14 protein-coding genes are annotated in these 18594 nt (G+C 70.4%); 6 read left to right on the top strand and 8 right to left on the bottom strand.

The features are described from left to right. Window positions 1-340: 340 nt before the first annotated feature. A complete protein-coding gene (gene grxD, locus FKV24_RS10080) occupies window positions 341-1270 on the bottom strand; it encodes a Grx4 family monothiol glutaredoxin (protein ID WP_141482287.1) in 930 nt (309 codons plus the stop codon). Window positions 1271-1320: 50 nt separating this feature from the next. Next, on the bottom strand, window positions 1321-2352 hold the full coding sequence (locus tag FKV24_RS10075; RefSeq protein WP_249040985.1) for a DUF1176 domain-containing protein: 1032 nt from the start codon (window positions 2350-2352) through the stop codon (window positions 1321-1323). Window positions 2353-2486: 134 nt separating this feature from the next. On the opposite strand from FKV24_RS10075, the gene FKV24_RS10070 reads away from it, so the two are divergent. Further along, window positions 2487-3266 carry a polysaccharide deacetylase family protein gene (locus FKV24_RS10070; RefSeq protein WP_141482285.1) on the top strand — a complete coding sequence of 260 codons (780 nt, stop codon included), beginning with the start codon at window positions 2487-2489 and terminating at the stop codon, window positions 3264-3266. Window positions 3267-3516: 250 nt separating this feature from the next. Here FKV24_RS10070 and FKV24_RS10065 read toward each other — a convergent pair whose 3' ends face one another. The 3 genes from FKV24_RS10065 to FKV24_RS10055 form a co-directional block, all read right to left on the bottom strand. Beyond that, window positions 3517-4209, bottom strand: coding sequence for a methyltransferase domain-containing protein (locus FKV24_RS10065; RefSeq protein WP_141482284.1), 693 nt, complete (start codon window positions 4207-4209; stop codon window positions 3517-3519). A 9-nt stretch (window positions 4210-4218) separates the two neighbouring features. Further along, complete coding sequence (locus FKV24_RS10060; protein ID WP_141482283.1) at window positions 4219-4833, bottom strand: SGNH/GDSL hydrolase family protein; 615 nt, start codon at window positions 4831-4833, stop codon at window positions 4219-4221. Window positions 4834-4951: 118 nt separating this feature from the next. Further along, window positions 4952-6211, bottom strand: a complete 1260-nt coding sequence (locus FKV24_RS10055; RefSeq protein ID WP_111267671.1) for an aminotransferase class I/II-fold pyridoxal phosphate-dependent enzyme — start codon at window positions 6209-6211, stop codon at window positions 4952-4954. 203 nt (window positions 6212-6414) lie between these two features. Between FKV24_RS10055 and rsgA the strand changes: the two genes are divergently transcribed. From rsgA to FKV24_RS10040, 3 genes are all read left to right on the top strand, one after another. Next, window positions 6415-7623, top strand: a complete 1209-nt coding sequence (gene rsgA / locus FKV24_RS10050; protein WP_425481616.1) for a ribosome small subunit-dependent GTPase A — start codon at window positions 6415-6417, stop codon at window positions 7621-7623. Between the two features lie 289 nt (window positions 7624-7912). Next, a complete protein-coding gene (locus FKV24_RS10045; RefSeq protein WP_141482282.1) occupies window positions 7913-10480 on the top strand; it encodes a TonB-dependent receptor in 2568 nt (855 codons plus the stop codon). A 1-nt stretch (window position 10481) separates the two neighbouring features. Then, complete coding sequence (locus FKV24_RS10040; RefSeq protein ID WP_141482281.1) at window positions 10482-11636, top strand: cytochrome-c peroxidase; 1155 nt, start codon at window positions 10482-10484, stop codon at window positions 11634-11636. Between the two features lie 15 nt (window positions 11637-11651). Here FKV24_RS10040 and FKV24_RS10035 read toward each other — a convergent pair whose 3' ends face one another. Then, complete coding sequence (locus tag FKV24_RS10035) at window positions 11652-12254, bottom strand: hypothetical protein (protein WP_141482280.1); 603 nt, start codon at window positions 12252-12254, stop codon at window positions 11652-11654. Window positions 12255-12375: 121 nt separating this feature from the next. On the opposite strand from FKV24_RS10035, the gene FKV24_RS10030 reads away from it, so the two are divergent. Then, window positions 12376-13647, top strand: coding sequence for a flavohemoglobin expression-modulating QEGLA motif protein (locus tag FKV24_RS10030; protein WP_141482279.1), 1272 nt, complete (start codon window positions 12376-12378; stop codon window positions 13645-13647). Here FKV24_RS10030 and FKV24_RS10025 read toward each other — a convergent pair. Further along, entirely contained in the window at window positions 13644-15059 is a 1416-nt protein-coding gene (locus tag FKV24_RS10025) for a hypothetical protein (RefSeq protein WP_141482278.1), read from the bottom strand. The genes FKV24_RS10030 and FKV24_RS10025 overlap by 4 nt on opposite strands. A gap of 175 nt (window positions 15060-15234) precedes the next feature. Between FKV24_RS10025 and FKV24_RS10020 the strand changes: the two genes are divergently transcribed. Further along, window positions 15235-17529 carry an NADP-dependent malic enzyme gene (locus FKV24_RS10020; RefSeq protein WP_141482277.1) on the top strand — a complete coding sequence of 765 codons (2295 nt, stop codon included), beginning with the start codon at window positions 15235-15237 and terminating at the stop codon, window positions 17527-17529. Between the two features lie 389 nt (window positions 17530-17918). On the opposite strand, the gene FKV24_RS10015 is transcribed toward FKV24_RS10020, so the two are convergent. Then, window positions 17919-18392: an REP-associated tyrosine transposase gene (locus FKV24_RS10015; RefSeq protein WP_141482276.1), complete on the bottom strand. Its 474-nt coding sequence runs from the start codon at window positions 18390-18392 to the stop codon at window positions 17919-17921. Window positions 18393-18594: the final 202 nt, after the last annotated feature.

The raw sequence follows: 18594 nt of genomic DNA, 5'->3' as shown, positions 1-18594 counted from the left end.
CGAATCGCCCCCTGACTCAGGGGGGAACGATATCCGGCCGCGCCCGGATATCTCCCAAAATTTGCTTCGCAAATCTTGGGCCCCGCCGTTGCGCTGCCACACCCCCATTCGCGCTGCGCGCGAATCGCCCCCTGACTCAGGGGGCTGGGCCATGCCGTACCGCATTTCGTAGGAGCGGCGTGAGCCGGCGATCCCCGGGCTGCGCCCGGGAATCCCCAAAGTTTGCTTCGCAAACCTTGGGCCCCGCCGTTGCGCTGCCAGACCCCCATTCGCGCTGCGCGCGAATCGCCCCCTGACTCAGGGGGGAACGATATCCGGCCGCGCCCGGATATCGCAGCCCTCAGTAGCGCGCGATCGAGCTGTCGATATCGGCCCAGGCGTCGATGCCGCCCTCGATGTTGTAGAGCTCACGGAAGCCGAGGCCGCGGAAATGCTCGGCCGCCTGCGCGCTGCGCCCGCCGTGGTGGCAGAGGAAGGCGATCGGGGTGGTCTTGTCGAGCGCTTCCAGCTGCTTCATTCCGCCCTCGTCCAGGGTCGAGAAGGCGATGCCGACCGCGGCCATCTCGCGTTCCGCGGCCGGGCGCACGTCGACCACGGTCAGGGTGCCGGCGGCAACCCGCTCGGCGACCTCGGCCGGAGTGATCGGCCGGACCTTCGGCGGTGCGTTCGGGTTCTCGATCACCAGCCCGCGGCCGCGCTCGTCGTCGACCCAGTCGATCGACAGGCCGTCGGCGCGACGCACCCCGGCCAGGTCGAACTGCAGGCGCAGGCCGTCGATCTCGACCGCGATCGCGTTGGCGTCGGCCGGGGCCAGCTGCAGCCGGGTCTGGAAGCGCGGGTCGACCTCGACCTGCACCGCGTAGCCCTCGCCGGCGTTGGCGGCGGCATCGAGCAGCATCTGCCGGGCGGCCGGGGTCACGCTGACCGACGGCGGGCTGCGATCCGGCGCCGGCAGTCCGAGCACGCCGTGCAGCTCGCCGGAGTTGAGCATCTGCTCGACGATGTCGCTGCCGCCGACCAGCTCGCCGCCGATGTACAGCTGCGGGATCGTCGGCCACTGGCCGTATTCCTTGATGCCCTCGCGGATCTCCGGGTCGGACAGCACGTCGATGTGGGCATAGCCCTCCGGCAGCAGCGCGTTCAGCGCGCCGGCGGCCTTGGCCGAGAAGCCGCACTGCGGCGCGTCAGGGGCGCCTTTCATGAACAGGACGACCTTGTTCGACTGCAGCAGGGACTCGATGCGCGAACGCAGGGCGGGATCGAGGGACATGGACACGGTTCCGTGAAGCGGGGGAGAACCTGACATTTTACCCCTGCTCGCTAGCGGCCGTCGGACCCGGCCGGCGAGGCGTCCTCGCGGACCTCGCTGACCAGGGTCGGCAGCGACCAGGCGCCACCGGGAAAGCCGCGGCACAGCCCGGTGGTCTGCTCGTGGCTGCCGACGAAGGTCTCGCCGTTCCAGGTCCAGGTCCGCGAGCCCCAGCAGTCGCCCACGCCGCGGCCCTTGTGCCCGGCCTCGATTCGGCCGCGGTAGTACTCGTTGCCGTCGGTGGTCACCAGCACCGGTCCATACGGCGCCTCCGCGTTGATCACCCAGAAGGCGCTGCCGCTGTTGTAGGCGGCGAGCCAGCAGTGCGCCGACACCAGGCGCTTGCCGTTGGAAAGTCCGCTGATGCTGAGGTCGGAGACCGGATTGCCGTCGTTGCCGAAGGACAGGCTCGGGCACGCGTCGGGCTCCAGTTGCGCCTCCAGTTCGCGCAGCAGGGCTGTGTGCTCATCGGGCGACAACGCGATCCCGGCATCGTCGAGCGCGGGCAGATCGATCACCGGCATCGGCCGCGCGGCCGGCACCTGGGACTCGTCGCGCGTGCCCTTGCGCATCAGTGCGCCGGGGGTTCCGAGCCGTCCCTGGGTCTCGTCCATCTTCAACAGCACCGCGGCGGCACCGTGGTCGGAAAGCGGGTAGACCGTACCGCCCGGGGCGATCCACTCGATCCGGGTGTCGCGGGCGAGCGCCCCGAGCAGGGCGGCGGTCTGGGGCGAGGACAGCGCCCCGTCGGCGGCGACCGTGCCCAGATCGCCGCCGTCGATCCGCAGGGTCAGCGGAAACGCTTCCTGCGCGGATTCTCCGGAGGCGTCCCAGGCGTCGCCGATCTGGACTTCGGCGGTCACCGTCTGCCCCGGTCCGGCGTGGCGCGTGAGCAGGACCGATACCGGCAGGTCGCCGCCGCCGGGCTGGTAGCCGGCCGCACGGCAGGTGCCGGTGTTGTCGCAGGCTAGCAGCCAGTCGTGGTGCTCGAAATGGACGCCGGGGCGGGTGGTGGCCGATGGCGACGACGCCAATGCGGCCATGAGTACGATCCAGCCGGGCATTCCCTGCATGGTCCGGTTCACCTGTCCGTGGGAGAGTGGCGATTCTACTCGTTGCGCATTCCCGTCAGGCGGGTTCCGCGCCGGGCGGTTGCCGGCGTGGCATGATCGCGCGCATGTCCGCTTCGTCCCCGCACCGCCCGCCGCGATACCCATGGGCCTGGGCGTGGGCCTTCGCCGTCTCGCAGCTGGCGGTGTTGGCGCTGTGGGCCTGGGCCGGTTGGCGTTGGGGCCTGCCGGCGTTGCTGGCGACGCATCTGGCCATGGTCTGGGGCACCTTGAAGCCGCAGTCGCGGTTGTTCGGACCGGTGCTGACCCGGCTGCCGACCGATGCCCGCGAGCTGTGGCTGACGATCGACGACGGTCCCTCCGACGACACCCTGGCGATCCTCGACCTGCTCGACGCGCATGGCGCCCGGGCTACCTTCTTCGTGGTCGGCACGCGTGCGCTGGCACGCCCCGAGCTGGTGCGCGAGATCGTGCAGCGCGGTCACGGCGTCGGTAACCACAGCTTCGACCACCCCGCCGCGAGGTTCTGGATGCTGGGGCCGCGCGCGATGGCCCGGCAGATCGGCGAGGCGCAGGCGGCCCTGGCCGGCATCCTCGGGCAGCCGCCGCGCTGGTTCCGCGCGGTGGTCGGCATGGCCAATCCGTTCGTGGCCGCGGCGCTGAAACGACACGGTCTGGCGCGGGTGGCCTGGTGCGCGCGCGGCTTCGATGCGGTCGAACAGGATCCGGCGATCGTGGTCACCCGTCTGGAGGGCGGCATCGGGCCGGGCGCGATCGTGCTGCTGCACGAGGGCGCCGCGCATGGCCGCAGCGTCGCCATCCTGGCGGCATGGCTGCGGCGGATGGACGAACTGGGGTACCGCGGCGTGCTGCCGGACGCGCGCTGACCGCCTGTCGGGACCGCGACGCGATCCCGGCGCAACGGTTTTTCGTAGGAGCGGCGCAAGCCGCGATCCCCGGGCTGCGCCCGGGAATCCCCAAAGTTTGCTTTGCAAACCTTGGGCCCCGCCGTTGCGCCTCCACACCCCCATTCGCATCTGCGATGCGAATCGCCCCCTCACTCAGGGGGCTGGGCCCGCGCGGTACCGCATTTCGTAATCGCGGCTCACGCCGCTCCTACGGAAGATGCAGGCGCGCCTATGGCGCGTGAGCGACGACCCGCCAGTTGTTGAACGGGGTGTCGCCGGACAACGAGTCGACCTCGACCCTCAGTCCGGCGTCGGCCAGGCGCGCGCACAGCGCCTCGCGCTCGGGGTAGTGTCGCGGCGCGGCGTTCATCCAGCCCAGCACCCGCGAGAACACGTCGACCGCGCGGGTCACCCGGGCGCGGCTGCCGCCGTCGTCGAAGCCGGTACGGATCACCAGCTTCGCGCCCGGCGCCAGCATCGCGATCGCGCCGTCGAGGATGCCGTCGTGCGCTTGGCGCGGCACGAACTGCAACACGTCCAGCACGGCGACGCTGCCGCGGTGCGCGGGTAGGCCGCGAGCCAGGTCGAGGCGGGCGAATCCGGTTTCGCCAAGCCCGGCGCGTGTCGCCGCGCGCGCGGCGCGGGCGATCTTGCCGGCATCGATGTCGACGCCGCGGTAGGGCAGGGCGAGACCGGCGTCGCGCAGCGCATGGGCGAGCAGGCCCAGCCCGCAGCCCAGATCCAGCACCGGTGCCGAGGTGCCGCGCAGGGCGTCGACGATGCCGGGGTAGAGCGGATCGCTGGACAGCTTGCCGCGGACGTAGAAGTAGTCCCAGTAGCTGCCCAGCGGATGCGCGGGGCGGTAGGCGCGTGCGATCGCGCGTGCGGTGGCCGAAGGCAACGGGCGCGCGTCGTCGCTCATCCGGCGGACTTAGTCGGCCAGCAGCCCGCGTGCCACCGGCAGTGCGACCCGGGTCCATTCGGCGTACATCGAGGCCGACGGATGCAGGCCGTCCTCGGCCACCATGGCCGGTTCGGCACCGTGCTCGCGCGAGACCGGGGTGATGTCGACGAACACGATCCCGCGCGCCGCGCACAGTTCTCGGGCGGCGGCATTGAACGCGTCGATCTCGGCGCCGATCGCGTCGACGCCGCGGTCGTCGCGCTCGCCGAACGGGGTCACCCCCCAGTCCGGGATCGACAGCACCATGACCCGGTCGGCGCGGCCGCCGGCATAGCCGATCGCGCGCACGAGCAGGGCGTCGAACTCGCTGCGGTAGTTGTCCAGGCTGCGTCCGCGGTACTGGTTGTTGACCCCGATCAGCAGGCTGACGAAGCCCCATTCGCCCAGCGGCTCGGCCGCGTCCAGCGCATCGGCCAGCTCGTCGGTGGTCCAGCCGGTGGTGGCGATGATGCGCGGGTCGGCCAGCGCCACGCCTTCGTCGCGCAGGGCGGCGGCGAGCCGTACCGGCCAGCGGCCGTCCTCGGCCACCGCCTCGCCGATCGTGTAGCTGTCGCCGAGGGCGAGGTAGGGCGTCGGCGTCATCGTCGGTTCCTTGGGTCGGGTGGGGCCGGCGCAGGCGGCCAGCAGCGCGGTCGTGACCAGCGCAGCGACGAGCGGGCGGCCGGCGCCGAACGCCCGCCGCGCCGTCGCGAGGGCGGTTTCAGCCCAGCGCCGCACGTGCCGATCCGCCGTCCGCGTCGCGGTCGGCGCGGCGGTCGAGGACCCGTTCGATGCGCTGGAACACCTCGCGCAGCTCGTCGGGTTGCGGCAGCAGGGTCACCCGGAAGTGGTTGCGGTAGGGCACGTTGAAGCTGCTGCCCGGCACCACCAGCACGTTTTCGGTTTCCAGCAGTTCCAGCGCGAAGCGGTGGTCGTCGAAGCCTTCGGCGGCGGCGCCGGCAACCGCCGGGAAGGCGTACAGCGCACCGGCCGGGGCGACCAGTTGCAGATGGCGGCTGGCGGCGACGCTGTCGATGACCGCGCGGCGCGCCTCGTACAGGCGGCCGTCGGGCGCGCACAGCGCGTCGATGGTGTTGTCGCCGTGCAGCGCCGCCTCGACCGCGAACTGGCCGGGCACGTTCGCGCACAGGCGCAGCGCACCGAGCAGGTCCATCGCGTGATGGAACTCGCCGATCGCCAGCGGATCGCCGGACAGCACCGCCCAGCCGACCCGCCAGCCGCAGGCGCGGTGGACCTTGCTCAGGCCGCCGAACGACAGGCAGGGCACGTCGCCGGCCAGCGGCGCGATGGGCTGGAAGCCGGCACCGTCGTACAGGATCGAGTCGTAGATCTCGTCGCACAGCAGCAGCAGGCCGTGGCGCGCGGCGACCGCGACGATCCGCTCGATCAGCTCGCGCGGATAGTTGGCGCCGGTCGGGTTGTTCGGGTTGATCAGCACGATCGCGCGGGTGCGGCTGGACACCAGCGCCTCGATCTCGTCCGGGTCGGGCAGGAAGCCGTTCTCCGGCAGGCAGCGGTAGTAGACCGGGCGACCGTCGTTGAGGATGGTCGCCGCCGACCATAGCGGGTAGTCGGGCGAGGGCAGCAGGACCTCGTCGCCGGGGTTGAGCAGGGCCCGCAGCGACAGGTCGATCAGTTCGCTGACGCCATTGCCCAGGAACACCCGTTCGGGGGTCGCGTTGGGCGTGCCGCGCTTGCGGTAGTGGGCGGCGACCGCCTCGCGCGCGGCCGGCAGGCCCTGCTGGTGCGTGTAGGGGTCGGTCTGGTCGATGCCGTCGACGATCGCGCGCTGCAGGTGGGCCGGCGCGCGGAATCCGAACGCGCCCGGGTTGCCGATGTTGAGCTTGATCAGGGTGCGGCCCTGGGCCTCCAGCTCGCGTGCGCGCCGGGCGAGCTCGCCGCGTATCTCGTAACGGACTTCGGACAGGCGTTCGCGGGTCTTGAGGCTGGATGGCGGCATCGGCGGAGGGGGCGGCGGGCGTGGAAGGGGCGCGTCGGCGCGGGGCCTGGCGCTGCGTGGAAATCGCGATTGTCCGCCAGACTATCCGAATGCGGAGCCGTGTCCAGCGTCCCCGCAACGGCCCTTCAGCGGCGATCCGGGCGCTCCCGGCTGGCCGCGACGACACCCGGCGCGGATAGAATCCGCAGCATGCGACCGGACAGCTGCCGCCCTTGACCGCCACCATCGCCGACCTGCAGTCGATCGGTTGGCCCGTGAACGGGCTGCGCACCGGCATCGACGCCGCCACCGACGCGGCGCTCCCGCCGGGCTGGGCCCGCCTGCTCGACGCGCATCCGGCCGCGCGGCCGGCGCGGATCGTCGAACAGCACCGCAGCGGCTACATGGTCGCCGAATCTCCGGATACCGGCGACGCTCCCGGCAACAGCTATCGGGCCGAGTCCCTGCCGGAATGGACGCGGCCGGCCCAGTACCGCAAGGGCGAGGTCGCGTCGGAGGAACGGCCGGCGGTCGGCGATTGGGTGCTGGTCGAGGGCGAGGGCGGCTCGGCGCGGATCGTCGCCCTGCTGCCGCGCTGGAGCGCGATCAAGCGCGGCGCCGCCGGCGAGCACTACCGGCAGCAGCTGATCGCCGCCAATGTCGACACCGTGTTCGTGGTCAGCGGGCTCGACGACGATTTCAATCCGCGCCGGATCGAGCGCTACCTGCTGCTGGTGAGCGGCACCGGCGATGCCGCCGAACGCTCGGCGCTGGAACCGGTGATCGTGCTGACCAAGGCCGACCTGGCCGAGGCGGCCGAGCCGGGCGCGGTCGCCGCCGCCACCCAGGCGCTGCGCGCGCTGGGCGACCCCGGTCTGGCGGTATGCGCGCTCAACGCGCGCGACCGCGATGCCGTCGCCACCCTGTCGCCCTGGCTGCGGCCTGGGCGGACCGTGGTCCTGGTCGGCAGTTCCGGCGCCGGCAAGTCGACCCTCACCAACAGCCTGCTCGGGATCGAGCGGATGAAGACCGGCGAGGTCCGCGGGAGCGACTCGCGCGGCCGCCACACCACCACCCATCGCGCGCTGATCCCGCTGCCGTCCGGCGCCTGCCTGATCGACACCCCGGGCATGCGCGAGCTCAAGCCCACCGGCGAGGAGGACGTCGCCGAGAGCTTCACCGACATCGAGGCCCTGGCCGAGCAATGCCGCTTCCGCGACTGCGCCCACGCCCGCGAGCCCGGTTGCGCGGTGCGCGCGGCGATCGAGGCCGGGACCCTGGACGCGCAGCGCTTCGCCAACTACCTCAAGCTGCGCGACGAAGTCGCCGGTGCCGCCGGCAAGCTCGCCGACCGCCTCGCCCAGAAGGCGCAGACCCGGGTCCAGAGCAAGGCCGTGAACAAGCGGCAGACCGACAAGTACGGCAAGCGCTAGCAGGAGCGCCCGCGGGGCCCGGACGGCGGTCCGCTCACCTTGCGCCGGCCCGGCGCGAACGATCGAATCCAGCGGCCGGGTCATTGAAGGGCTGGTCGTCGAAAGGCCGATCCGGCACCTGGCCGATCCTGTCCGTCCCGCGTGCGCGATCGTGGGCGATGAAAACGTTTCATTGACAAATGTGAACGGGGTTTGCAGACTCCCTTGACCAGCCAGCCGAGCGTCTTTCCAGACTTTCTCTCGCCAGCGGATCCGGCCCGACCGGCCTCCTTCCGCTTCGAGAGTTCCGATGAGATTTCTGACACTCGCCATCGTTCCGATGATGGCTGCCGGCGCGCATGCCGCCGAGCGCGTTGACGATGGGGCACCCGCATCGTCCGAATCCGCCACCGACACGTCCGCGTCGAGGTATCTGGCCGATCCGCCGACCCTCGACACGATCACCGTCGTCGGCCAGCGCCTGTTTCCGTACCAGGAAGGGATGGTCCTCAACGAGGGCTACATCGACGACCAGGTGCGCGGCAACGGCGATATTGGCACCCTGCTGCGGATCAATCCGAACGTGCAGTTCGACGATTCGGCGGCCGCGTCGTCGAACCGCATGGGCGAAATCCGTCCTTCGGACATCAGCATCAATGGCGGCCTCTACTACCAGAACCTGTTCCGGTTCGACGGTGCCACGTTCAACAACGATCTCGACCCCAGTTCCGACAATCCGCACCACGTCGCCGACGTTCCCAGTTCGACCCAGGGCATCGCCCTGGACACCGAGCTGATCGGCCGGCTCACCGTCTACGACAGCAACGTGCCGGCGGGTTTCGGCGGGTTCAACGGCGGAGTGGTCGATGCGCAGAGCAGGAAGGCCAAAGACGGTTTCGGCGGCAAGGTTTCCCTGCGCATGTCGCGCTCGGCATGGAACGAGATGATCCTGCCCGAGGGCGACGAGGACAGCGCCGGGCTTTCCTCGCGCTATACCACCCAGCCCAACTACGACAAGTACCGACTCGCCGCGATGCTGGAGGGGCGCACGTCGCGGGGGCTGGGCTGGATCGCCAACGTGCAGCGCACCCGCTCGGACATTCCGCTGCGCGGCTATTCCTCGGGCAACGTGAGCCCGGACGACGCCTTCATCAAGGAACAGCGTCGCCAGAACACCAGCGCCAGCCTGCGTCTGGACTGGACCGGCGAGCGCGTGGATCTGGCCGCCAGCCTGACCTACGCGCCCACCGATGAGCGCTACTTCACCCAGAACGCCAAGAACTCCTATTTCGACCTGAAACAGGGCGGGCCGATCGCCAGTGTGAGGATGAGCAGCGGGCACGGCGCCTGGACGCTGGCCCAGACCCTGAGCCACAGCGACATGGAGAGCTCGCGCCGGGTGGAACCGGCGGTCGACTACTGGAAGTCGTGGGCGCGCTCGAGCGAGTTCGACTGGGGCGTCAACAACAGCAGCTTCGAGGGCAACTGGGGCAACGTCGACCAGCGCAATCGCACGAGCGGCTACGGGCTCACCCTGTCGCGCGAGCCCATGCGCTGGGGTGGCAGCGAGCACGCGCTGCAACTGGGCCTGCAGTACCGGGACCGCTTGGGCACCTATCACCGCCTCAACGACCATTACAGCTATCTCAGTCCAAGCGCGACCACGACCTGCACCACGGCCTCGGGCACGGTCGATACCGAGGCCTGCTCGCTCGCGCCGGTGTACGCCAGCACCAGCGGCGGCCTGGTGGCCGGACAGGGGCAGTACTTCCGCACCATGAACGTCTACCGCGCCGGCCACTTCGAGGCCCGGGTGAAGGAGTGGAGCGTGTTCGTCGAGGACGACATCCGCCTGGGGCGCTGGAGCCTGCGCGCCGGGCTGCGGGTGGACGGCGACGACCTGATGGACAAGACCACCGTGGCACCGCGACTGGCGCTGTCGTGGGACATGTTCGGCGACCGCCGGACCCTGCTTACCGCGGGCGCCAACCGCTACTACGGCCGCAGTTTCTTCTCCTACAAGCTGCGCGAGGGGCGCGAGAACCTGCAGACCACCCATACCCGCACCGCCGACACCCTGGAGTGGACGCCGAGTCGGCAGTACACCGCCAACAACAGGTTCGAGACGCTGGATATTCCGTACAGCGACGAGCTCAATGGCGGAATCAACCAGCGCTGGCGCGGGCTGGACATCAACCTGAAGTACGTCCGTCGCGACGGCCACGACGAGGTGCTGCGCCAGCGCGTGGCGAGCGATGACGACAGCGGCTACTACTCCAGCAACGTCTACCAGTACGTCAACGCCGGTCGCAGCCGCAGCGACACCTACACGCTCAGCATCGGGCCCGAGAAGCCCTGGGCGTGGCGCGGCGCCGCCACCCACTGGCAGTTCGCGTTCGACCACACCGATGTGCGCCGCAACTATTCGGACTACGAGAGCAGCTACACCGACGGCAGCTACAACCGCTGGGTCCGTTACGAAGGCACCTTGATCCGCGCCTACGAGCTGCCGCAGAGCAGCTACAACCGCCCGTGGACGGCGCGCCTGTCCAGCCAGACCCGGATCGCGCGCTGGGGCCTGTTGTGGAGCAACTTCTTCCGCTATCGCGCCGGCCATACCGGTCTGGCCACGGTGGATACCGAGCCGTACCAGGGCGAGGAGATCGACGTGATCCGGCGCTACGAGTTGCCGCGCACGTTCACCTGGGACAGCACCGTGGAATACACGCTGCCGCTGGCCGGCGACAGCGAGGCCTATGTGCGGGTGGAGGCGCAGAATGTGACGAACCGGCGCAACCCGCTGTCGGGGGCGCCCGGCGGAGTGAGCTACTACGAGCCCGGGCGCAGCTACTGGCTCGAACTGGGGTACCGGTTCTGAGATGAGACGGGTCGCACGATCGGGCAGCGCCGCGGCGCTGCTGTTGCTGGCCGGCCTCGCCCCGGTCGCGGTGGCGGATGCGGACAATGCGGTGCAGGAGGGGCGGGACGTCTGCCGGCAGCGGATTGCTCCCAGTGCTCCGTCGATCGACTTCGCCTGCCTGCGCGAGATCTACTCGCGGCCGATCGGCGAATGGCCGGCGCCGCAGGTCGCCGAGGGCGCCGTCTGGCAGGAGCTGGCGCCGCTGCCGCGACGGGTGCCCGAGCCGCCCGACAATCCGGGGACGCCGGAGAAGGTGGCGCTGGGCAAGGCCCTGTTCGAGGACCCGAGGCTGTCCGGGTCCGGCCAGATCGCCTGCGCCAGCTGTCACGACCGTCAGCTGGGCTGGGGCGACGGACGCAGCGTGTCGTTCGGTCATGACCGCCAGGCCGGCAGGCGCAACGCGATGAGCGTGGCGATGGCGGCGTATGCGGCGCCGCTGTTCTGGGACGGGCGCGCGGGCAGCCTGGAGGCGCAGGCGCTGCATCCGATCCAGGACCGGGTCGAGATGGCGGCCAGTCTCGCCGACGTGGAGCGGCGCCTGAATCGCGACGGGGCCTATCGCGAACGGTTCCGGCAGGTGTTCGGCGAGCGTCGCATCGGCATCCACCGGGTCGCACAGGCGCTGGCCGCCTATCAGCGCAGCCTGGTGCCGCGCTCGAACCGCTTCGACCGGTTTCTGGAAGGGCGCCGCGACCTGCTCAGCGACCGGCAGTTGTGGGGCCTGCACCTGTTCCGCACCCACGGCCGCTGCATGAGCTGCCACAGCGGTCCGGCGTTGACCGACAACCGTTTCCACAACCTGGGCCTGCACTTCTACGGGCGTTCGCGCCAGGACCTGGGCCGCTACGAGGTGACCGGCGATCCGGCCGACAGCGGCAAGTTCCGTACCCCATCCCTGCGCAACGTGCGCCGGACCGGCCCGTACATGCACAACGGCATCTTCAGGGACCTTCGCGGGGTGATGAACATGTACAACGCCGGGATGCCGAGACCCCGGCCGAGGCCCGGCCAGGAGGACGATCCGCTGTTTCCGCGCCCGGACCCGATGCTGGAGCCGCTCGATCTGCACCGCAGCGAACTGGAGGCGATCACCGAATTCCTGCAGACGCTATGAGCCCGCGCTCCCGCCTCAGCTGCCCCACAGCACGCCGGGCGTGCGCGGGCACTGGTTCACCGGCTCGGGGTCGTCGCGGTTGCTGTCCAGTAGCCAGCACTCGTCCAGCACCGAGCAGTAGCAGGCGCGCAGGCGGACGTTGTGGCGTTCGCGGTCGAGCGCCTCCCAGGCCGGTGTCACCGGGTCGGGCTGGGGGTAACGGACCAGGTTGATCCACTCGCCAGGGGCGATCACCCGCCGCTGGATGCCGCTGGACAGCAGGGTTGGATCGTCCGCGGCGTTGGTCGGGACCCCGCAGCACAGCGACAGCAGGGTGTCGGAATCGCGTACCGGGGCATCCTTGTAGAGGAGCTCGGCCCAGCGCACGCGGGCCGGACCGGTGCCGCGGTTGAGCAGGTCGAGGGTGATCTGGGGCGCGCCTTCCGTCGACGCGTTGCTGGTGCCGAACATCAGCGACGGCCACACGCTGGCGGCGAGGATGCGCTCCTGGGTGCGGTTGGCGTTGACCGCGACGAAGACCGAGACCACCGAGATCACCAGCACGCCGATGCCGATCACGATCTCGAACAGGCGGCTGCTGGAGCGGAGCGGGGGCTGCGGGGTCGCGGGTTCGGTCATGGCGTTTTCCTGGTCGGGTCGAGGGGGCCGGCGCACCGGGTCGGCCGGATTATTCCATCTCCCGTCGGATCGGCGTGACGCGCGGCGGCACGGCCCGGTCGCGAATGGGTAGCATGCACGGATGAAGGGAACGAGCGCCGACGACCTCGCGATCGCCCACCATGCCGCGCTCGATGCGCGCATGGTCCAGGCCGCGCGCGGAATCCGTCTGCTGACCCTGACCAGCTGGCCGGCCGGGCAGGAGCAACGCTTCCTGGAGGATTACGCCGCCGGCCGGGTGGCGCTGCCGCGGATCGAATACCCGCGCCACGACTTCGCCGAGGTCCGCGCCGAGCTGGGGGCGGTCGCCGCCGAGGCCGATCCCGACCACCCGCTGGGCCAGTACCTGCGCGAGTCGGCGCACAGCTGGGGCATTGCGGCGCAATTGCTGGAGTCGCTGGGCACGTCGGCGGTGACCGCGCATTCGGTGCGGCTGTTCGGGCGCCCCGACGAGGCCCTGCCCGGCGACGGCCCGAGCGCGCGTGAGGCGGCGCAGCACTTCATCTCGATCGCCGACGAACTCGACCGCGAGCTGATGGCGCCGGCCGAGCACATCACCGTGTCGGCGACCGCGTTGCAACTGCAGTTGCAGCGCGAGCTGGACAATTTCTTCGGCGAACGGGTGATCGAGGTCGAGCTCGACCCGGAGTTGATCTCCAAGGCCGCCGCCGGCGCCACCCGCATCCGTCTGCGCAGCAATGCCGCCTTCAGCGACTACGACCGCGACCAGTTGCTGCAGCACGAGGCCTTCGTGCACTCGCTGACCGCGATCAACGGCCGCCAGCAGCCGGTGCTGCCGAGCCTGGGGCTGTCCTCGCCGCGCAGCACCGAGACCCAGGAGGGGCTGGCGACCTTCGCCGAGCAGATCACCGGCAGTATTGATATTGGCCGGATGAAGCGGATCAGCCTGCGCATCGAGGCGGTCGACATGGCCCTGGGCGGGGCCGATTTCGTCGAGGTGTTCCGCTACTTCCTCGATGCCGGCCAGGCCGCCGAGGAGAGCTTCGCCTCGGCCCAGCGCGTGTTCCGCGGGGTGCCGGTCAGCGGCGGCTGCGCGTTCACCAAGGACACCGTCTACCTGCGCGGCCTGGTCTCGGTGCACACCTTCTTCCGCTGGGCCCTGCGCGAACAGAAGCTGCAACTGTGCCGCTGGCTGTTCGCCGGCAAGATGACCCTGGCCGACGTGCAGCGCTTCGAGCCGCTGTTCGTCGACGGCGTGCTCGAACCCGCGCGCTGGATGCCGCACTGGATCACCCGCGCCAATGGCCTGGCCGGAATGCTGGCGTTCTCGCTGTTCGCCAACCGCATCCGCCTCGACGCCATCGCCGGCGGCGACGAACCGCTGGAGCTCTAGCGGTCCGGCGCCGGCAGCGGCTCGATGCGGCCGTCCGCCCGCACCACCGCATCGGCCGCGGCATCGCCTTCGACATCGCCGTCGACATCGCCGTCGACATCGCCGTCGACCAGGACCACGCGCCCCCCGATGGGTTCCCCGCGCACGTGCGGAATCTCGTGGGTCAGGCGCATGAACATCCATGCCTTGGCATCCGCGGCGACCCGCAGGCGCAGCGGCCGGGCCGGGTCGCGGTCGCGCACCGCCTCCACCAGCGCCGGAGTGAATACCGCCTGCACCTCGCCGACCCGGTGCATCCAGCGCATCACGTGGATGCCGTGCCAGAGCACCAGCACCGCGAGCAGGCCGGTGGCGGCCCTGCCCCAGTGCGGCAGGCGCGGCCAGGCGAGCGCGAACACGCCGGCGACGACCGCGGCGAAGCCGTAGCCGTACTGGTTGTAGGCGGTGGGCAGCACCAGCACCGGGCCCAGCGCGGCGAGGCCGCCGCCGACCAGCGCCGCCGGAGCCCGCCAGCCGGTCCGGGCGAGGGCCGCCAGCACCACCAGCCACAGCGCGATCGCGACCCACACCGAGGGGGCGGCGAACCCGCGCACGAGGGCGCTCAGGGTTTCGAAGGCGCCGAACTGCGGCAGGAACACGAAGTACTCCAGGGCGCGGACCGGGATCCGCTCGATCGACCACGCATACGCCCCCGAGCCCTCGCCGGCGGCACCGAGCACGCCGATCCGCAGGGCCAGGTAGGCCGCCGCCGGCAACGCCGAGCCCAGCAGGCCCCAGCGCCAGCCCGGCCGCTCGCGGTCCAGCAGGGCGGCGACCGCCAGCAGGGCCGGGATCGACAACGCCGCTTCCTTGGCCAGCAGGCCGATGGCGGTCAGCAGCGCGCAGCCGATCGCGACCGCCGCCTGGCGCGGGCGCCGCGTGCTGCTCGACGTGCTGCACACCCAGCCGCAGGCCAGCGCCATCGCCACCCACAACAGGTCGCCGATGGTGCCGACCCAGCCGTGCACATAGGTCGCGTAGGGGCCGAGCGCGAAGCCCAGCGCGCCGATCAGCGCCATCGCCGGCGCCGCGCCCAGACGCCGCAGCAGTCCGGCCAGCAACGCGGTGTTGAGCGCGCCCATCGCCACCAGCACCGCGTGGAAGGCCATCGGCGTGTCGAACAGGTGCCGCGACAGCCACAGCCACAGGTTGAAGGTCAGCGGGCGGTACTGGAACACGCCCGGATCGGTCCAGGCCATCCACGGCAGCGGGCCGCCGTCGGCCGACCATGCGCGCGCCGCCCATTGCAGCTCGTCGTGGCTGAAGTAGCCCGGGTTGGCGACCAGCGGCCACTGCGCCAGGAACGCGAGCAGGGCCGCGGCCGGCAGCAGCCAGGCCGGGATGGGGGGCGTGGAGGTCGGCGGGCGGGCCATCCGGAATCCGCAGGTTGCGAACCGCCAATTCTGGTCAATCGGGCCGGGTTTGCCAAAGCATGGCGGCGCCGGCCGGTTTTCGTACGTGGGCGTATGGCGCGAGGTGCTTGACGGATCACTGGTTGTTGTGGATATCGCCGGTAGAATCACTGGCCCGTCCCTGGTTCCCGTCCTGATGTCCGACAACGACGCCTTCAAGCAAGCCGCGCTCGACTACCACCGCCTCAGCCCCGCCGGCAAGATCAAGGTCACCGCGACCAAGCCGATGGTCACCCAGCGCGATCTCGCCCTGGCGTACTCGCCCGGCGTGGCCTACGCCTGCGAGGCGATCGCGGTCGATCCGAACACCGCCCGCGACTACACCGCGCGCGGCAACCTGGTCGCGGTGGTCAGCAACGGCACCGCGGTGCTGGGCCTGGGCGACATCGGCGCGCTGGCCGGCAAGCCGGTGATGGAAGGCAAGGGCGTGCTGTTCCAGAAGTTCGCCGGCATCGACGTGTTCGACATCGAGGTCGACGAGCGCGACCCGGACAAGCTGGTCGACATCATCGCCAGCCTGGAGCCGACCTTCGGCGGCATCAACCTGGAGGACATCAAGGCGCCGGAGTGCTTCATCGTCGAGCGCAAGCTGCGCGAGCGGATGAAGATCCCGGTGTTCCACGACGACCAGCACGGCACCGCGATCATCGTCGGCGCCGCCGTGCTCAACGCGCTGGAAGTGGCCGGCAAGGACATCGAGAACGTCAGGGTCGCCACCACCGGCGCCGGCGCCGCCGGCATCGCCTGCCTGGACATGCTGGTCGCGCTGGGGGTGAAGAAGGAGCACATCACCGCGTTCGACCGCGAGGGCGTGATCTACAGCGGCCGCCCCAACCTGGACCCGGACAAGGCGCGCTACGCCAGCGACACCGACAAGCGCAGCCTGGCCGAGATCGTCGAGGGCGCCGACCTGTTCCTGGGCCTGTCCGCCGGCGGCATCCTCAAGCCGGAGATGGTCGCGACGATGGCCGACAAGCCGATCATCCTCGCGCTGGCCAACCCCTATCCGGAGATCCTGCCGGAGGACGCCAAGAAGGTCCGTCCGGACTGCATCATCGCCACCGGCCGCTCGGACTACCCGAACCAGGTCAACAACGCGCTGTGCTTCCCGTACATCTTCCGCGGCGCGCTGGACGTCGGCGCGACCGTGATCAACGAGGACATGAAGCTGGCCTGCGTGCGCGCGATCGCGCGGCTGGCGCGGATGGAGGCCGGCGACCTCGGCAGCGCCTACGGCGGCGACGTGCCGACCTTCGGCGCCGAGTACCTGATTCCGCGCCCGTTCGACCCGCGCCTGCTGGTGATGCTGGCGCCGGCGGTGGCGCTGGCGGCGATGAAGTCCGGCGTGGCGACCCGTCCGCTGGACGATGTCGAGGCCTACGTCGAGCAGCTCGGCCAGTTCATCCACCGCACCGGCCTGGTGATGAAGCCGGTCTACGACCGCGCCCGCAGCGACCGCAAGCGCGTGGTCTACGCCGAGGGCGAGGAGGAGACCGTGCTGCGCGCGGTGCAGACCGTGGTCGACGAGCGCCTCGCCTATCCGGTGCTGATCGGCCGCCCGGAGGTCATCCAGGCGCGGATCGAGCGCCTCGGCCTGCGCATGCGCGAGGGCGCCGACTACGAGCTGACCAACATCAACGACGACCCGCGCTTCAACGAGTACTGGCAGCAGTACCACGCGCTGACCGAGCGCCGCGGCGTCACTCCGGCCGCGGCCAAGAACCTGCTGCGCTCGCGGCCGACCCTGATCGCCTCGCTGATGGTCGAGCGCGGCGAGGCCGACGCGATGATCTGCGGCCTGGTCGGGCGCTTCCACAAGAAACTCGGCTACCTGCGCAGCGTGTTCGACTTCGAGCGCGGCGTCACCGGCACCGCCGCGATGACCGGCGTGATCAACGACAAGGGCGTCTGGTTCTTCCTCGATACCCACGTCCAGGTCGATCCGCCGGCCGAGCAGATCGCCGAGGCGACCCTGCAGGCGACCTACAGGCTGAAGCTGTTCGGGGTCGAACCGCGGGTCGCGCTGCTGTCGCACTCCAACTTCGGCAGCCACGACAACCCGTCGGCGGCGAAGATGCGCAAGGTCCGCGAGATCCTGGCCCAGCGCATGCCCAAGCTGGTGGTCGACGGCGAGATGATGGCCGACACCGCCTGGGACGAGGACCTGCGCAAGCGGATCTTCCCCAACACCACCCTGGAAGGGCGCCCGAACCTGTTCGTGATGCCGAACCTGGACGCGGCCAACATCACCTACAACATGATCCGGATGATGACCGAGGGCGTCGCGCTGGGGCCGATCCTGATGGGCCTGGACAAGCCGGCGCACATCCTGACCCCGAACTCGACCTCGCGCCGGGTCGTCAACATGACCGCCATCGCCGCGGTCGACGCCCAGATCCGCGCCGCCCGCGAGGCCGGCCACAAGGCCTGACCGCCGCGCGCCGCTCCTGCCTTTCGTAGGAGCGGCGCAAGCCGGCGATCCCCGTGCTGCGCCCGGGAATCCCCAAAATTTGCTGCGCAAACCTTGGGCCCCGCCGTTGCGCTTCCAGACCCCCATTCGCGCCTTCGGCACGAATCGCCCCCTGACTCAGGGGGCTGGGGCGCCATGACACCTGACGTAGGAGCGGCGTAAGCCGCGATGGGGCCTTCATGGGAAAGCCCGGGTCGCAGCTGACGCAGCTCCTACGGGTCAATCCCGGGGGCATGCCGATGCGTGCGCCGAAGCTTTTCGTAGGAGCGGCGTAAGCCGCGATGGGGTCTTCATGGGAAAGCCCGGGTTGCAGCTCACGCAGCTTTTACGGAACCTGCATGGTGGGCGGGTCACAACCACACCGCGTCCCAGTACGGGTACGAGCCACAGCGACGGACCAGGCCGGCGCGCACCGGGTTCATCACCAGATAGCGGGCGGCGCCGAGCAGGTCCTCCTCCTTGCGTAGCGCATGGTCGTGGTAGGCGCGTGCCCACACTGGCCCAGCATGTCGCTGGTCACGGCGCACGCAGCGGGCGGTACTGGTCTTGATCCGTCGGATCAGGCCGGGCAGGGCGTCGTCCTCGCCGAGAGCGACCAACCCGTGCCAGTGATCCGGCATCAGCACCCACGCCAGCAGGTGCGACCTGGTCCAGCAGCGGGGATCGACCAGTGCGCGGGCCGCGGTCATCGCACGTGCCGGGTCGGCGAACAGTCGGCTTCGATTGTGGGTGGTGAAGGTCACCAGGTAGATCTGGCCCGCGGTGGAGGTTCGCCCCCGCCGCAGCGCGGCGTGACCATGTCCTGATGATCGAGTGATCTTCATGCGATGAGCATGCAGACGCGATGTGCGGCACGAAGATCGGAAAATGATGCTGGCCGAGGTCGGACTTTGTCCCGGGAACGGGCAGGGCTGGCAACGCAACTCCTGCCTTTCGTAGGAGCGGCGTAAGCCGCGAGGGCCTTCATGGGAAAGCCCGGGTCGCAGCTGACGCAGCTCCTACGGGTCAATCCTGGGGCATGCCGAT

Origin of the sequence: Marilutibacter maris (assembly GCF_006546735.2) — a bacterium.
Taxonomy (GTDB): domain Bacteria; phylum Pseudomonadota; class Gammaproteobacteria; order Xanthomonadales; family Xanthomonadaceae; genus Marilutibacter; species Marilutibacter maris.
Note: the sequence above shows the minus strand (reverse complement) of the source record. Positions and strands in the feature narration are given on the sequence as shown.

Coding starts and splice junctions, on each gene's coding strand:
- FKV24_RS10070 (WP_141482285.1), top strand. CDS start 2,487: ATGTCCGCTTCGTCCCCGCACCGCCCGCCGCGATACCCATGGGCCTGG.
- FKV24_RS10040 (WP_141482281.1), top strand. CDS start 10,482: ATGAGACGGGTCGCACGATCGGGCAGCGCCGCGGCGCTGCTGTTGCTG.
- FKV24_RS10025 (WP_141482278.1), bottom strand. CDS start 15,059: ATGGCCCGCCCGCCGACCTCCACGCCCCCCATCCCGGCCTGGCTGCTG.
- FKV24_RS10055 (WP_111267671.1), bottom strand. CDS start 6,211: ATGCCGCCATCCAGCCTCAAGACCCGCGAACGCCTGTCCGAAGTCCGT.
- FKV24_RS10015 (WP_141482276.1), bottom strand. CDS start 18,392: ATGAAGATCACTCGATCATCAGGACATGGTCACGCCGCGCTGCGGCGG.
- grxD (WP_141482287.1), bottom strand. CDS start 1,270: ATGTCCCTCGATCCCGCCCTGCGTTCGCGCATCGAGTCCCTGCTGCAG.
- FKV24_RS10020 (WP_141482277.1), top strand. CDS start 15,235: ATGTCCGACAACGACGCCTTCAAGCAAGCCGCGCTCGACTACCACCGC.
- FKV24_RS10065 (WP_141482284.1), bottom strand. CDS start 4,209: ATGAGCGACGACGCGCGCCCGTTGCCTTCGGCCACCGCACGCGCGATC.
- FKV24_RS10075 (WP_249040985.1), bottom strand. CDS start 2,352: ATGGCCGCATTGGCGTCGTCGCCATCGGCCACCACCCGCCCCGGCGTC.
- FKV24_RS10060 (WP_141482283.1), bottom strand. CDS start 4,833: ATGACGCCGACGCCCTACCTCGCCCTCGGCGACAGCTACACGATCGGC.
- FKV24_RS10030 (WP_141482279.1), top strand. CDS start 12,376: ATGAAGGGAACGAGCGCCGACGACCTCGCGATCGCCCACCATGCCGCG.
- FKV24_RS10045 (WP_141482282.1), top strand. CDS start 7,913: ATGAGATTTCTGACACTCGCCATCGTTCCGATGATGGCTGCCGGCGCG.
- FKV24_RS10035 (WP_141482280.1), bottom strand. CDS start 12,254: ATGACCGAACCCGCGACCCCGCAGCCCCCGCTCCGCTCCAGCAGCCGC.